The 17,465-nt window shown below is 36.2% G+C and carries 6 protein-coding genes; 5 read left to right on the forward strand and 1 reads right to left on the reverse strand.

The window, feature by feature from the left end; translation table 11 throughout:
• The 3 genes from ACKI2W_RS04300 to ACKI2W_RS04310 all read left to right on the forward strand — a co-directional run.
• On the forward strand, positions 1 to 2,449 hold a 2,449-nt coding region (locus ACKI2W_RS04300), incomplete at its 5' end, for an Ig-like domain-containing protein (protein ID WP_407379590.1).
• 97 nt (positions 2,450 to 2,546) lie between these two features.
• Complete coding sequence (locus ACKI2W_RS04305) at positions 2,547 to 3,932, forward strand: Mur ligase family protein (protein WP_407379592.1); 1,386 nt, start codon at positions 2,547 to 2,549, stop codon at positions 3,930 to 3,932.
• The gene (locus tag ACKI2W_RS04310; RefSeq protein WP_407379594.1) at positions 3,925 to 5,430 is read left to right on the forward strand and encodes a Mur ligase family protein; all 1,506 of its coding nucleotides are present in this window, start codon (positions 3,925 to 3,927) and stop codon (positions 5,428 to 5,430) included. Before ACKI2W_RS04305 ends, ACKI2W_RS04310 begins: the two co-directional genes overlap by 8 nt.
• Here ACKI2W_RS04310 and ACKI2W_RS04315 read toward each other — a convergent pair.
• Positions 5,425 to 5,826 (reverse strand): pyridoxamine 5'-phosphate oxidase family protein, encoded by a 402-nt coding sequence (locus ACKI2W_RS04315; protein ID WP_407379596.1) that lies wholly within the window; start codon positions 5,824 to 5,826, stop codon positions 5,425 to 5,427. The two genes, ACKI2W_RS04310 and ACKI2W_RS04315, sit on opposite strands and share 6 nt — an antisense overlap.
• Positions 5,827 to 6,086: 260 nt before the next feature.
• On the opposite strand from ACKI2W_RS04315, the gene ACKI2W_RS04320 reads away from it, so the two are divergent.
• Complete coding sequence (locus ACKI2W_RS04320) at positions 6,087 to 12,845, forward strand: Ig-like domain repeat protein (RefSeq protein ID WP_407379598.1); 6,759 nt, start codon at positions 6,087 to 6,089, stop codon at positions 12,843 to 12,845.
• Positions 12,846 to 13,080: 235 nt separating this feature from the next.
• Positions 13,081 to 17,376: a hypothetical protein gene (locus ACKI2W_RS04325; protein ID WP_407379600.1), complete on the forward strand. Its 4,296-nt coding sequence runs from the start codon at positions 13,081 to 13,083 to the stop codon at positions 17,374 to 17,376.
• Positions 17,377 to 17,465 lie beyond the last annotated feature (89 nt).

A 17,465-nucleotide genomic window follows, 5' to 3' on the forward strand; every position in this document is an offset into this window, starting at 1 on the left:
TGGTAGGGAGTATCCTGGTGTTGTTGTTAATGGTACTGCTGTTGTTTATGTTGAGAATTTGACTGCGGGTCCTAAGTCTGTGATTGTTGAGTATCCTGGTGATGATAACTTTGTTGCTAATCATACTGTTGGTAATTTCACTGTTGATAAGGTGAAAACTGCTCCTGAGTTAACTGTTGTTGATTTGGGTAATGGTACTGTTGTTGTGGTTGTTCCTGGCAATGCTACTGGTAATGTGACTATTGAGGTTGAAGGTCAGAACTTCACTGGTCCTGTTGTTAACGGTACTGCTGTTATCACTTTGACTAATGTTACTCCTGGTAATCACAATATTACTGTAATCTACTCTGGTGATGACACTCACACCAATTCAACAGTAAACGGAACTGCATCTATTCCTAAGCTCACAGCTCCAATCACTGTGGATGTGGATGACATTTATGTCGGAGATGTTGCAAGAATCAACGTAACTGTTCCATATGATGCAGAAGGCAAAGTCAGAATTGAAATCAACGGTAAAGAGTACTTTGCTGATATTGAAAACGGTGTTGCAAGGTTTGTGGTTGAAAACCTGACTGCAGGTGTCAAAACAGTTGCCGTAAGTTATCCTGGGGATGATAAATATGTCAGAAACTTCACAACTGCAAACTTCACAGTATTCAAACACAATTCAACTGTAAGCGGTGAAATCGAAAGCATCAATGTCGGTGAAAACGTAATCATTAAAGTTAAAGTTCCAGCCGATGCAACCGGTCAGGTATTAGTGGATATCGATGGAGTATCTCAATACTATGTCAATGTAACCTGCGGTGAAGGATTTGTAAGCGTGCCTTACATACCAAGCGGAAAATACAATGTGAACCTGACCTACATAGGTGACGATAAGTACTTGTCAAGATCCAATATTACATTATTCGATGTTAATAAGGTCAAACCATTCGTAATTCCAATTGCACATGACATCACAGTTGGAGAACTGGAATACATCAAACTGATTGTCCCTGATGATGCTACAGGAAACGTAACTGTTGTAATCGACGGTGAGGAATATGTCTTCAACTTAAATGAAGGTGTATTGAGCGCATCATATAATGAAGGCGAAAAATATATTGTTGCTGTAAGCGGAGGAAACGGCGAGCTTGTAATTGAAGGATTGCCTGTCGGAGAATATGTTGTAAGCGTAAGATATAATGGAGACAGCAAATACTCTTATGCTATTAATTCAACAGTCTTTAAGGTAACCAATAAAAATGTCGAAATTGAAGTGATTGATCAAGGAAACGGAACTGTTGTTGTCATTGTTCCGGGCAATGCTACAGGAAATGTCACAATCACTGTCGAAGGTCAGAACTTCACTGCACCTGTAATCAACGGCACTGCAATTGTTAATTTGACCAATGTAACTCCTGGAGAACATAATATCACTGTAGTCTACTCAGGTGACGACACAAACAATCCGTCTGTTAAAAACGCTACGGTTGACATTCCTAAACTCTATGCTCCAATTGACGTATCTGCACAAAACATCTATGTCGGAGACACTGAAGTCGTTGTGGTAACAGTTCCTGAAGATGCAACCGGCACAGTTACCATTGAAATCAACGGTAAAGAATATTCTAACACTGTAAAAGATGGAAAAGCAGTATTCGATGTTGAAGGCCTAGCATTCGGAAACAAGACTGTTGCTGTTAAATACAGCGGTGATGATAAGTACAGAGATAACTACACAACCGGTCAGTTTGAAGTAATCAAACGTCCTACAAACATAACCGCAGAAGCTCAGGACATCTATGTCGGAGCGGATGAGATAATTTCCGCTTATGTCCTTCCAAAAGACACAACCGGAAAAGTGCTTGTCAATATTGGTGATGTGGGATACTATGCAACCATAATCGGTGACGGTGTTGCCGGCGTTATCATTCCGGAACTTCCAAGCGGACAATACACTGCTTTAGTAACTTATGAGGGTGATGACAAATACCTGCCAAGCACAACAACTGTGAAATTTACTGTTATCAAAAGTAAGACTCCTATCAATGCTGCAGGAGACAAAATTGAAGAAGGTGAACATGCAACAGTTGTCGTAAAGGTTCCTGAAGATGCAACCGGTACTATAACAATTACTGTTGACGGTAAAAAATACACTGAAGAGGTTGAAAACGGAAGAGCAGTATTTGATGTTCCTGGATTAGTTAAAGGAGACTGGGATGTAGATGCATCATACTCAGGAGATAAAAAATACGAGGCAAACGATACCATAACAGATATCCTTGTATATCGCAACGATCCTGTTGATAACCGTACGGATAATCACACTGACGCTCATCATGCAGATGCTTTAAGTGAAGGAATAGATTTATCTGCTTATCCTACAGGAAATCCTATTCTCGTATTATTGTTAATATTAATTACAATCGGCGTAACACGTATCAGAAGATTTGAAAAATAATCCTCGTGTTAGCCTAAAATTTCTTTTTTTTAATTAAACTTATTTATTAAGTGTGCTCATATTATTATATGAGATAAATTATAAGGATTGTTTTTTCATGAATTATTTAGTTGTTGGTGCAGGAAATGCAAGTAGGCCTGTTGCAAGATTGCTTAATCATCTGGGCCATGATGTCACTGTTACGGATTTAAAGGAAATCACTGATTTTAAAGTCGATGTTCAAAGAATTTTAAATCAGATGGAAAATGAAGGCATAAAATTGGATATGAACAATAAAAATCCTAATCTGGATGGAATCGAAGCGGTTTATGCTCCGCCGACACTTCCTGATTCAGCGCCAATCGCAAAACTAATTAAAGAGTCTGATGTACATGTTTTAACCAATGAAGAGTTCTCCAAAATAGTTAATGATTTGATTCCTGTCGATATTATTGGTATAACGGGCACTATGGGAAAGACCACCACAACATTCATCACGACCACCCTTTTCAAGCAGGCAGGTTATAAGGTATGGTCCTGCTCATCTCTGGTAAATAACCTGGTTTCCGAAGCGATTATTGATGGAATAGTTAAAGGCAAGGCTGATGAGTGTGACATTGCGATTTTTGAGCTTCCTCATGGAACAATCGGTCTTTTAAACAGTTTGGATATTAAAATTGGTCTTTTAACAAACATTGCAGAAGACCATCTGTCCGAATTCGGAGGCTCCCTTGAAAAGTACCAGCAGAGAAAAATGATTCTTGAAAAGATGTCCGAAACATTCATCGCAAATCACTCATGTTTCGACATGATAAATACTCAAAGAAACGATGCATTATATTATGCTTTAGATGAAGATGTTGATTTTAAAGGTACCGTCGGTGATAAATCCTTGACTGTCCAATATAAAAATGATTCTTTTACTACGCCCTTCTACATGATGAGCTACTTTTTTGAAAATTCCGTTGCGGCAAGTGCCGTGGCACTGACATACGGCGTTAAAAAGGAAGATATAATCGATGCATTAACTGAATTTAAGGGATTGCCTGCCCACATGGAAGATGTTGGAGATTATAATGGAAGAAAAGTGATTTTAGACTCCGCATTTCTCTATGACGGGATGAAAATAACCTTGGATTACTTTAAGGATGAAAGTGTGGTCCTGTTTCTGGATCACTTTGACACATTATCCGTTCGTGACAAGGCCGAAGTCGGCCAGCTTGTAAGTAATTATGACATAAAGACAGTCATTGCAAGCGGATTCAATGAGGTGACACAGGACGTTGAAATGGAAGCCGCATATGAACTTCTGGATGCTATAACAAATCCAAAAATCAACAAAGTTGCCGTTGAAAACATAGAGATTGCCGCTGCCGAAACGTTCAAATATTCAAAGCCCGGCGACATAATACTGCATATGGGACCGTTAATTGCTTATGACAGACTCACGACCGTTGAAAAAATCATGAAAGGACTCGAGAAAGGAAGTAATAAATATGACTAAAACATTCGGTATTATTGGTGTCTGCGGAGCTAACGGCAATCTGATTGCAAGAATACTTAAGGAAAGGGGATATGATGTCATGGGAACAGATCTCTCTTCGGCGGAAAAATGCAGATTCTCAAAATCCCTTGAAGGCTATGACATAGAGCTGTTTTACGGCGAAACTCCCGATGAGTTTTTTGAAAAGGCAGATTATATTGTTCCTCCAGCAAGCCTGTCCAAAAAATCAGCAATATTTAAAAAGATTGACAAGGCCCTGTTTGAATTGGATGATGTGATTGACAATTTCCACACAGAAAAGCCGGTATTTGGAATAACTGGGACAAACGGAAAGACAACAACCACGACACTTCTTAAAAAGATAGCCTATGACAATGGAATCGAGCCTACTGAACACAATCTTGAAAAGATGCAGGGAAATGCTGAATACATTCCGATTTTACAGTCAAGACTTCATGGGGATGTGGCAATATTGGAAGTCGGAACATTCGGAGTTCCCGGAACCGTAAAAAGGATTGTGGACTGCGCTGAAATACAGGCCGGATTAATAACGAATATCACTCCCGATCATCTGGACTGCCTTGGAAGCTTCATGGATTACGCCCATGTAAAGGGAGAGTTCATTGAGGAACTCAACGGCAAAAAACTGATAGTTAATGGACAGGATCCGACAATAATGGGACTTTTAAGGGAATACAACTTCGAAGGTGACCTGATAACGTTCGGTATTGACTGGACTCCTGAAAGCGTAAAACCCAAAGAATGTGTCTGCGGACGTGAAATCAAGGTAAAGGAAATAATTTCGGGCTGCGGATATTACTTCTGCCCATGCGGAATTACAACCCCTCAAGTGGATTATATCGCAACAAATATTGATTTGAAAAACCGTAAGTTCGATTTGCACACTCCTGAGGAAAAGCTGGAAGTTCAAATGGCAATAGACGGTCTTCACAATGTATATAACGTTACTGGTGTCATTATTGCAGCTCATGAATTCTTAAAATTGCCTTATGATAAAATCTTGGAATCAGTTGCAACCTTCACTGGTGTTGAGGGAAGGATGGAAAAGGTAGCAGATACTGGCTCAAAAGAGATTTACGTTGATTACGCACATAATCCTGCAGGCGTTCAGACTGTCCTGAATCAGTTTGAAAAGCTCTTTGGAGAGTTTACATGCGTCATTACGGTATCGTCCGAATCAGGCCATGACGGCGATTGTGAAATATTTAAAAATGCACTTGAATACTCAAAATACATTGTCCCGGCATCCGCCGCTTCACAAAGGATAGCTAATGAAATACTTCATGAGGATTCATCACTGTCTGAGAGGATACTCTTTGACCATGTCGATGACTTTGTAAAAAAAGGAACTCTCGGCGCAAGCTATGATGAGGTTAGGGATGGTATTGAAAAGGCACTGACAACAGATTGTGATTTAATTGTAGCTATTGGAGAAGCCGCAACTAAATTCAAATCCTGTGTCAATGATTTATTATAATTCAAATGTTTTTGGAGGTTCACCTGAAAAGTCAGCAATTGTAGCTTTTCCGGAAACAGTGTACACTTCAAATACTGGATTTTCACCGGTTTCATATAATGATTTTACAAGTTCATTTGCATCAATTACTTTTTGTTTCAATTCAATGCTGTCGGTGAATTCAGCTTTACCTGCAATTCTTAACCATTGGAATTCAGGGGTTGCAGCTGTAATTTCAAGGTTAGGGTTAGCGTCCAGTTCTTTGAACATAGGTTTGTTGTTTGCTGTACAGAAGTATGGTTTTCCGTCTTCTTCAAAATAGAAGAGAATTGGTCTTACTTTTGCGTTTCCGTCTAATCCGCTGGTTGCTAAATATACTAAAGGGTTTTCTTTTAAAAATTCTATAACTTCACTCATTTTATCGTTCTCCGTATTTTTGTAGTTAATAGCATATTTTAACTTATATAAAGCATTTTTGTAACTTTCAGGTAATCAGGTAACCATGGAGTAAGTGCTTCTGTAGGTTCCATTGAATATTTTTCACCAAATACTTTTAAATAGACCTTAAAAAAATCAAATCATCATATTTTTATATACCTTTTAATAGACTTTTAATTATAATTTAAGCATTTTTTATTATTGCTTATTTTAATAAGTTTTGATTGAAGGTAGGAAAAATGAATAAGAAAATTTTATTTTTGCTCTGTTTGATTCTTTTCATTGTTTCGCTTGCTTGTGTTTCAGCGGCGGATAATGCTGATCAAACCCTAAGTGACGATACATTATCTGTATCTCTAAATGATGTAGAAATATTAAAAAGTGCTGATGGCGGTACTTTTGATGATTTGCAGAAGAAGATTGATGATGCTGATGAAGGCTCAACAGTCTATCTGGAAAATAATTATACTTATGATGGTGATTCTGAAGGAGGAGGTGTTGATATTAGTAAATCTATTACTGTTAATGGTAATGGATATACTATTGACGGAAATCACTTTTCCAGAATTTTCGAGATAAATTCAAATAACATTACTTTAACCAATATTAACTTCATCAACGGTTTTTCTAACTGGGGATGGGGTTCAGGTGGAGCTATAGTATCATATGGTTCATCATTTACTGTAATTAACTGTAATTTCACAGAATGTTCTGCGGAAGATGATTATGGTGGTGCTATTTATTCTTCTGGTGATTTGACTGTTGTTGATTCTATTTTCACAGATAATTCTGCTGGTAGTTGTGGTGGAGCTATTTATGCTTCAAGTAACATTAGTGTTGTTGATTCCACTTTTGTTGGTAATTCACTTGATTATGGTGATGGTGAAGCAATATGGGCGTATGCTTTATATGCAACTATTGACAACTGTACTTTTAAAAACAACGATTATGTTCTTAGTAAATTTTCTTCTGATTTCAGTTTAAATTTAAACTCCTCAGTTATCAGTTCTGGAGGAAATATTGAAATTTCTGCAGAATTTTACGATGACGTATCCGGTAAGGTCAATATTCGCGTAAATGGTGATGTAAAAGCTGTGGATATTGTCGACAATCGTGCTAGTTTGGTATTATCTAACCTGGCTGAGGGAAAATATGATGTGGAAGTAACCTATGATGAAACTGAATATTATTACTCTTCTGAAGAAACTTCCAAATTCAGAGTTATTAACGGTTCATTCATCACATTCAGGGATTTGCAGGAGCTCATTGATGATGCTGAAAATGGTGACACCATTTATTTAACTGATTATTGTATTTATGATGGCGAAGGTCCAATTTCCATAGATAAGGATTTAACGATAATTGGAAATGGCAATACTATTGATGGAAATGATGAATATTCAATTTTATCTGTTAATTATGCTACTGTTGTATTAAATGATATTGTATTCACTGATGCTCAGTATTGGGGTGATGGTGGTGCAATTAATTGTGATGATGGTGATTTGACTGTTAATGGTTGTAGTTTTATAAATAATCATGGTGATTATGGTGGTGCTATTTATTCTGATGGTGCTTTGACAGTTAATGATTGTACTTTTGAAGGAAATACTGCTTATCGTGGTGGTGCTATTTATTCTACTGGTGATTTGACTGTTAGTGGTTCTATTTTCACAAATAACTCTGTTGAGGGTGATGGTGGTGCTATTTATTCTACTGGTGATTTGACTGTAAGTGACAGTATCTTTAAAGACAACCTCGCTGAAGATGATGGTGGCGCTATTGATGCTTTACGCAATATCACTGTTTCCGATTCCAAATTTATCAATAATTCCGTTGAGTATGGTGGTGGTGAAGCAATATGGGCGCATGCTTTATATGCAACTATTGACAACTGTACCTTTGAAAACAACGATTATATTCTTGAAAAAGTTTCATCTGACTTCACTTTAAGTTTAAACTCATCAATCGTTAATCCAGGTCAAAATGTTGAAATTTCTGTGGAATTTGAATATGATGTATTCGGAGATGTCACTATCAGCGTAAATGGTGATAAAAAAACTGTGAAAATTGTTGACAGGCAGGCCAGTCGGGTATTGTCTGATTTAACTGAAGGAACATATGATGTAAAAGTAACCTATGATGAAAATGAGTATTTTGAATCCTCTTCTCGAAGAACTGAAATCAGAGTCATCGAGGGTTCATTCATCACATTCAGGGATTTACAGGAGCTTATCGATGATGCTGATGATGGAGACACTGTTTATGTAACGGACTACTGTATCTATGATCCTGCTATCGATGATGAAATTACCATATATAAAGATATCACAATAGCAGGTGACCAAATTATAGACGGAAATCATAACAGGATATTCACTATTGATGGAAATGTTGTTTTAGAGAATCTCACATTCGTTAATGCATCTGACAATGCTATTTATGCTTATAATCCGTTGACAGTTGTTAACTGTAATTTTATTGATAATTTCGGTAATAATGGTGGTGCTATCCATGCTTATGATTCTTTGACAGTTATTGGTTCTAATTTTGTAGGCAATAATGCTGGTGGTGATGGTGGTGCTATTTATGCTGTAGGCAATACTGATATTTCTGACTGCAGTTTTGTAGATAACTATGCCGGTAATTATGGTGGTGCTATTTATGCTGAAAATAATTTGAGTGTTGTTGATTCTAGTTTTGCCAATAATTCCGCATACAAAGGTGAAGCAATATGGGCTTATGCATTATATGCAAATATTGACGACAACTGTGCCTTTGTCAATAACGATTATGTTCTCGAAAAACTGTGGATTGACTTTAATATTAAACTCAATTCATCAGTCGTTCATCCGGGTCAAAGTGTTGAAATTGATGTGGAGTTTCCGGAATATATGACTTTCATTTTTGGAAATGTCACAATCAGTGTAAATGATGATGAAACTGTAGTAGGTATTGTCAATAATCATGCTAGTTTAATCGTGTCTGATTTGGCTGAAGGAACATATGAAATAAATGTAACATATCCTGAAAATGAATATTTGAAGAAGTATTCTGAAACTGAGAACTTGCGTGTTATTGACGGTAAATTCATAACATTTAAAGATGTGCAGGAAATGATTAATAATGCCAGTGATGGAGACACTATTTATTTAACGGATTATTGCATTTATGACAAATATGTTGATCCGGGCGCAATTGATGTGGATAAAAATATAACAATAATCGGCAATGGAAATATCATCGATGCTAATGATGGTGCCAGGATGTTCTATATTGATAGAGTTAATGTTGTTTTAGACAATATGACACTTGTTAATGGTCATTCATATAGTAATGGTGGTGCAATTGTATCCTATGGAAATTTAACAGTCAAAAACTGTAATTTTGAAAATAACTTTGCTGATAGAAACATTGTTTATGATTTCCCTTGTTCCGGAGGTGCTATTGCTTCATATGGAAATCTTGAAGTAATTAACTCCAATTTCATAAATAACACAGCTACGGAGTGTGGGGGCGCAATTTATGGAAGAAATGTCACTGCAATTGACTGTTCTTTTATAAATAATACTGCAAATACAAAACCTGGTGCTATTTATGGTGATGTACTTAGCATGAAAAATTGTATTTTCACAAACAATAAACCAAACGACTATAAAAAACAAGTTGAAATTTTTGCACAGCCTGAGTCTTATGTTTATAAGTTAGGTGAAACTGTAAGCATTAATGTGATTGTCACTAATCTATTGAAGGATGAAATATTTGCTTCAGGAAGTGTTACACTCACTTTAGGCGACTTCAAACAGACAAAAGAATTAATAAAAGGAAATACTACTTTCACAATTAGCAATGTAGGTGCCGGATTATATGATGCCAATATAACTTATTTAGGCAATGAAGAATATGATGTCGGTTCTACAACCTGCAGTTTGGCTGTCATCGATGATTCTTACGGAACATTTGAAGATTTACAAAATCTAATTGGCAATGCTACCGACGGTGATACCATTGTTTTAACCAAGGATTACATTTGCCATGAACAGAATTATGCCGTAAACATTAATAAGAACATTACAATTAAAGGTAATGGCCATGAGATTAATGGAAACGGTCTTCGCGGAAATATCCGTATTGCTGCAGATAAAGTCACACTTGACGATTTGACTTTCACGGATTTCACATCTAATGTCCTCTACTACTATGATGAGTATAAATCTTCAGATATCACTATCAGCAACTGTCAATTTGAAGATAATTATGGCTATCATGTGATTTATACGGAAAATGCAAATCTGACAATTGTTAACACCGATTTTGTCAATAACACTGTCTATTCACATGTCATTTCCGGTGACGACATAAGTGTTGACAAATCTAACTTCATAAATAACAATGCTACTGATAGGTATGACAATAATGTTTGTACAATTAATGGGGAAGATGTTGTTGTTACCAATTCAGTATTCAGCGACAACACTATAAACAGTATTGATACGGGAAATGTGGGTAGTGTAATAGTTTCTGATATATACTGTGAAAATCTTGTAGTTGAAAATTCCACTTTCATAAACAATTCAACAGACATGAATGATTATATTTATGCTGCCAATAAAAAAACAGTAACTAACACACAATTCATCAATAAATACGGCGATAAAAATACCACCAATATCAGAATAACTGCTGATAATATTCTTGCAGGTGAAAACTTAATCGTTGACGTTTACTTATCAGATGGTGCAACAGGTGATGTGACTTTAACAGTCAATTCAAAAACCTACACCCAAAGCCTGACTAATGCTCATGCGAAATTCACAGTATCCGGTTTAAGTGCAGGAAGCTATGATTTGCTTGTAAAATATGCTGGTGATGACAACTTCAACGCAGCTCAAAACACTTCACAGGCAATAGTTAAAGGTACTCCAACACTCACTGTAACTGCCAATGATATTCAGTACGGAAGCAACCTGGTTATCGATGTCAGCACCAGTGCTGCCGTAACAGGAAATGTAAACATCAAAGTTAACGGTAAGGATTACACTGTAGCATTAAATAAAGGAAAAGCCAGTCTGTCTGTATCTGATTTGACTCCAAACACTTATCCGATTTCAGTAAGTTATGGTGGAGATGCAAACTTCGGACCTGCCAGTGCAAGCGCATCCGCTAAGGTCAGTAAAAAATCCACATCAATTACAATAACAGCTAACAATGTTGCTTACGGCAGTGATTTGGTTATCGGTGTTTCCTTAAGTGATTCTGTCGCCGGTAAAATATCAGTCAGTGTCGGCAGTAAAAATTATGACGTTACCCTAACCAACGGTAAAGGTCAAATCACTGTTCATGGTTTGGATGCGGATAAATATGTAATTTCTGCCAGCTATGCCGGAAATGTAAACTTAAGCTCTTCAAGCGCTACTAAAAACGTAACTGTAAATAAGGTTAATTCCAACATCACAGTCACAGCAGATGATATTTCTGTCCGTGACGTTGCAAATATCAAGATTGCTCTTGCAGGTGATGAAAGCGGTAAACTGAATGTTACCGTAAGTGATTCCAACGGCGTTGTAAGTAAAACAACAATTGACATCACATCCAGAAACATTAACTTCCCAGTTTCCGATTTAACAGTTGGCGAATATGAAGTCTTAGTAACTTATGATGGTGACAAAAATCACTTGGCAACTTCCGATTCCGCTTCATTTAAAGTTTCCAAAATAACTCCAACATTAAATGTGGTCGCTGATGATATCGGTGTTGGCCAGGATGCATTATTTGAAATCACACTTGATAATGACGCTACCGGTGAAGTGATTGTTTCAGTCAACAACGAAACATATAAAGACAATTTATCTTCCGGAAAAGCAATCATTAAGGTTTCAAATTTAACCATTGGCACATATAACTACACTGTATCCTATGCTGGTGATGACAAGTATTATAACGTTTCCTATAATGCTTCAATTGATGTGAAAGACGTTAATGTTGTCATAATCGCTCCTGAAGTTACCAAGTATTTCGGAGGCTCTGAAAGGTTCTACGTGACTGTTGAGAACAAAACCGGAAACCCTGTGGCTAACCAGACACTCGTTATCAGAATCAACGGTCAGAATTACACAAGAACAACAGGTGCTGAAGGTAAGACTTCAATAGCTATCAATTTGAATCCTGGAGACTACAGGGTTGTTGTTGAGGCTGATGATGACAGTGTTGTTTCATACGTCCATGTAAAACCAACATTAAACGCAAATGACATTACAATGATGTATAAAAACGGTACAAGATACTATGTCACTGTATCACAGAACGGCACTCCGTTGGCGAATATTCCAATTAAGTTAAACATCAACGGTGTGTTCTATGACCGTGTCACTAAAGCGGATGGAAGCGCAAGCATTGCAATCAATCTCTTGCCAAGCAAATACATCGTAACTGCTGAGAGAACAGACACCGGTGAAAAATTGGCTACTGATTTGATTGTAAAATCCTTAATTGTTGACAATCATGACACTGAGCTCTTCTACAGAAACGGAACCGGATACACTGTTAAAATTATCAAGCAGGACGGAACCGTTGCAGGTGCTGGTGAAATCGTTACATTCAATATCAATGGTGTATTGTATGAACGTAAAACCAATGATCAGGGTATTGCTCGTTTGAACTTGAACTTAGGTCCTAACACATATATCATTACTGCGGATTACAAAGGATGTCTTGTCTCCAATTCAATCACTGTCAAACCTGTTCTTAACGCTTCTGATTTGACCAAACAGTATGGTGTTGCAAGTCCGTTTGCAGTGACATTGGTTGACGGTCAGGGATTGGCTTATGCCGGTCAGACAATTACTTTCAACATCAACGGTGTTTTCTACAACCGTACAACAAATGCTGATGGTATTGCAAGGCTCAACATTAACCTTATTCCTGGAGAATACATTATCACTTCAATGTATCAACCGATTAGTGCTGTTATCGCAAATACGGTAAAAGTTACTTTATAAGAAGGTTAATTCATTTTAACCTTTCTTTTTTTATTTTTTTAGACTATACAATTCGTCAAATCTTTTCACTATTTTTATCATTTTCAATAATATTTTCATCAATTTTCTATCAATAAGGCCTTAAAAAATTCAAATCACTATATATATATATATCTTTTGATAGAACTTTAAGTATTAATTTAAGCATTTTTTATTATTGCTTATTTTAATTAAGTTTTGATTGAAGGTAAGAAAAATGAATAAGAAAATTTTATTTATGTTATGTCTGATTCTTTTCATTGTTTCGCTTGCTTGTGTTTCAGCGGCCGATGATGCTGATCAAACTGTAAATGACGACACATTAGCTTTATCACAGGAAGTTAATGATGATGTTGTTGCTGTTTTTGAAAATGAGGTGCTTTCTAATGGAACCACTTCTTCTGATTCTGAAATCAATGTAGGTGTATGGAATGAGGATGACGAAAGAGGAACACTTTACACAGATTCTGAAGGCTGGGTAATAAATGTTGACGTGATGGATGGCAGTGAAGGCAAGATTTTCATTATTATAAATGAAGATGATGAAAACAGTATTTCCTGGGATATTGAACTTGAAGAAGGGGAAGATTTCCCATATCATGATTGGTCTTTGCAAGATTTAGGAATTTCTGAAGCTGGCGAGTATAACATCACAGTTAAATGCAATGATAAAATCATTCGTGAAGATACAATTATCGTCGCATTATTTGAAAATGATACTTTTAGAACATATATTAATTATGAAAATAAGAATTTCCGTCTTTTCTGTCCTGAAAATTCAAATGGAACTGTTGAAATTATTATCAAAAAGGAAGACGAGGAAGGTAATCTGTATAGAGTAAATGAAAATGATATCATTCATGAAATCACTCCTGATGATTACACATATTCTCCTATATGGTATAAAGATGATTTGGGAATTGAAGAGGGTGAATTATATTGCTTTAATATTATTATAATAAACTCTACCGGTGATGAAATATACTCTTATTCTGAATGGTTCTCATTTGTAAATGAGTATGATGAAGATAGTTTCATAGATTATCGCGGGACTAATATGATAGAAGATGAAGATGGACTTTCTCAGGGATACAGTGAAATTGTAACATATGATGATGGACAATGGAAAAATGATAATTTCTTCACATTCAGAAAAAGTGACGATGAAACAATTAAGGTTTATATCAATGATAACCAAAATTGGGATTTCCCGGAAGATGATGTATATTTCTCATGTAATTTATCTGATTTAGAAAATGATGGTGATTTCTACATTCTTCCTGTGGGAGACTTGAATTTAACTGTTGGGCAGCATTATGTGCATGTGGATTATAATGATGATTGGAGGGAATTAATCATTACATTATACTCACCTCAAATTGCTCAAAATGATGATACCAGCATTGAGATTAATCCTTCTAAAACTATAATTAGTAAGGATGAAGATTGTTTCGCAATAATTTCAAATTATGTAACCGGTGCTGAAAATGTCATTGTTTTAATTGATAATTCAAGAACGATTACAATTCCTATTTCAGATTTAAGACGTGATGATGAAAGTTATGTAATTGGCTCACGGGAGCTAGAAATTAATGAAGAAAAGTCACATACGCTTAAAGTAAATTATGGCGGTTTGGAAGTCGAAGGTGAAATTAACCCTATTTCAAATGTTGAAATTAGTTTGTTTGCCCCATTATTTGAAGACTCTGTAGTTATCGGATATGGTCATGACACAGTTATTATAGATATTTTCCTTCGTGATGGTGATGTAAGAGACCTTAACGGAACTATCGCAATTTATCTAAATGATGATGAAAATCCTGCGTTGATAATAACAAATATCTCCAGATTAGAATTTGATGGAGAGAGATATTTAATTTACCATTCACAATTAGGTGTTACTCCTCAAACAACAAAAATCACAGTTAATTATGGTAATGGTAGCGAAGCGGATGTCTCAAAAAGTCAGGATTATAATTTTACTTATATGACTCCGGATTATGTATGGGAGTTCACTGAAATTGAAGTCAGAGATTATGTTTATAGTCCGAATATTACTACAATTGCAATATACTTTGACGGCAACCCTCAATCTCAGGCAGGTGTCTTTGATTCAAAATATGTATTATATATAAATGATGAAAAAATTGACAAGGAATATATCGTATTCTATCCAAAAGGCGAAGGCGCATGGGATGATAATAGAAGAATATATGATGTAAATGATCCTGCCGTTTCTGAATTGGTGGATAGCGGTGATTTTGATTATGATGTGTTTAATTGGCTTAGTGTTAAGTATCTGCACTGGTGTTCAGATGGTGAAATTTCATTAGATGATTTAAACATAACTTCTGAAGGGGAATATGAGGTTACAATTAAATTCACAGGTGCTGCAGATGGTGCTGATGAACTAGAAATATTTAAGAAAAATTTTACATATGAAATAAACCCTGATTATGCTGCGGTTAATATCGGTAATGAATCCAGATACCCAAATGCTGTACCATTCCTGTTTACTTTCGAATTTGCTGAAAATATACTCAATGAATCAAACAGGATTTTAATCTATATTAATGATGAATTGGCATTCAACGAAACCATATTGTATTATGAGGAAAATGAGGAAACTGGTGAAATGGAACTCGTTGAGTTAAGGTTTGTTCCACTTGGTTTACTTAATCAAAGCATTTTCAATGAATATGGATTTGTGGGCGAATATGAGGCTGTTGTCTATTTGGTTAAAGGCGACAATTCAACTCCAATTGAAATTGGCCGTGGAAATTTCAGTGTAATAAAACAAAAAGGTGACATGAATTTCACAATGGGTTCATCTATTGAGGATGATGGCCAGCATACAATAATCTATGCAGATATTCCTGAAGGCAACTGGGATGATTACGGACTTATAATCAACATCAACAATTCTGAAGAAATATATCCTGAATGGTCTCCTGAATGGAGAGATTGGTTCAATAAATATTTCCCAGATTATGATGGTGAAGGATGGGCCGGATTCGTAACCTGGTTTAATGAATATGCGATATTTAAGGATGATGCAATTTACTTAAAAGACTCTTTGGATAAACTTATCGGTAAAGGTCCTGTTGCAATAGATTTAGGTGTTTTAGAGGAAGGCACATATATTTTTGTAGCATTTGATCATGGTGAAGAAACAATTTATGGGGACTGGGATTTCTACCACAACGAATTTGTCGTGAAATTCAATAAGTCTTCTCCTCAAATGAATGTCATTGCTGATGATATCGGTGTTGGCCAGGATGCTTTATTTGAAATTACACTCGATAATGACGCTACCGGTGAGGTAACAGTTTCAATCAATAATGAAACATATAAAAACAATTTATCCTCTGGAAAAACTACCATTGCGGTTTCAAATTTAACCATTGGCACATATAACTACACTGTATTCTATGCAGGTGACGACAGGTATTATAACGTTTCCTATAATGCTTCAATTGATGTGAAAGACGTTAATGTTGTCATAATCGCTCCTGAAGTTACCAAGTATTTCGGAGGCTCTGAAAGGTTCTATGTGACTGTTGAGGATAAATCTGGAAACCCTGTGGCTAACCAGACACTCGTTATCAGAATCAACGGTCAGAATTACACAAGAACATCCGGTGCTGAAGGTAAGACTTCAATTGCTATCAATTTAAACCCTGGAGACTACAAAGTCTCTGTTGAGGCTGATGATGATAGGGTTGTTTCATACGTTCATGTAAAACCAACATTGAATGCAACTGACATTACAATGATGTTTAAAAACGGTACTCGTTATTACGTTACAGTTTCACAGAACGGTACTCCATTGGCCGATATTCCTATCAGGTTAAACATCAACGGTGTTTTCTATGACCGTGTCACTAAAGCTGACGGAAGCGCAAGCATTGCAATCAATCTCCTGCCAAGCAAATACATAGTAACTGCTGAGAGAACTGACACCGGCGAGAAACTGGCTACTGATTTGATTGTAAAATCATTATTAGTCGACAACAAGGACACTGAGCTATTCTACAGAAACGGAACCGGATACACTGTTAAAGTAATTAAACAGGACGGAACCGTTGCCGGTGCTGGTGAAATCGTTACATTCAACATCAATGGTGTATTGTATGAGCGTAAAACCAATGATCAGGGTATTGCAAGGCTGAACTTGAACTTAGGTCCTAGCACATACATTATTACTGCGGATTATAAAGGATGTCTTGTCTCCAATTCAATCACTGTCAAACCTGTGCTTAACGCGTCTGATTTAACCAAACAGTATGGTGTTGCCAGTCCGTTTGCAGTGACATTGGTTGACGGTCAGGGATTGCCTTATGCAGGTCAGACAATTACTTTCAACATCAACGGTGTCTTCTACAACCGTACAACAAATGATGAAGGTATTGCAAGGTTAAACATTAACCTTATTCCGGGTGAATACATCATTACTTCAATGTATCAACCGATTGGTGCCGTTATAGCAAATACGGTAAAAGTTACTTTATAAGAAGGTTAATTCATTTTAACCTTTTTTATTTTTTTAAAATTGACGTAATATTTCTTTTTTAGTGCAAATTCACTTTTTACTTTGAAAAA

It is taken from the genome of Methanobrevibacter sp. (assembly GCF_045603845.1).
Taxonomy (GTDB): Archaea; Methanobacteriota; Methanobacteria; order Methanobacteriales; family Methanobacteriaceae; genus Methanocatella.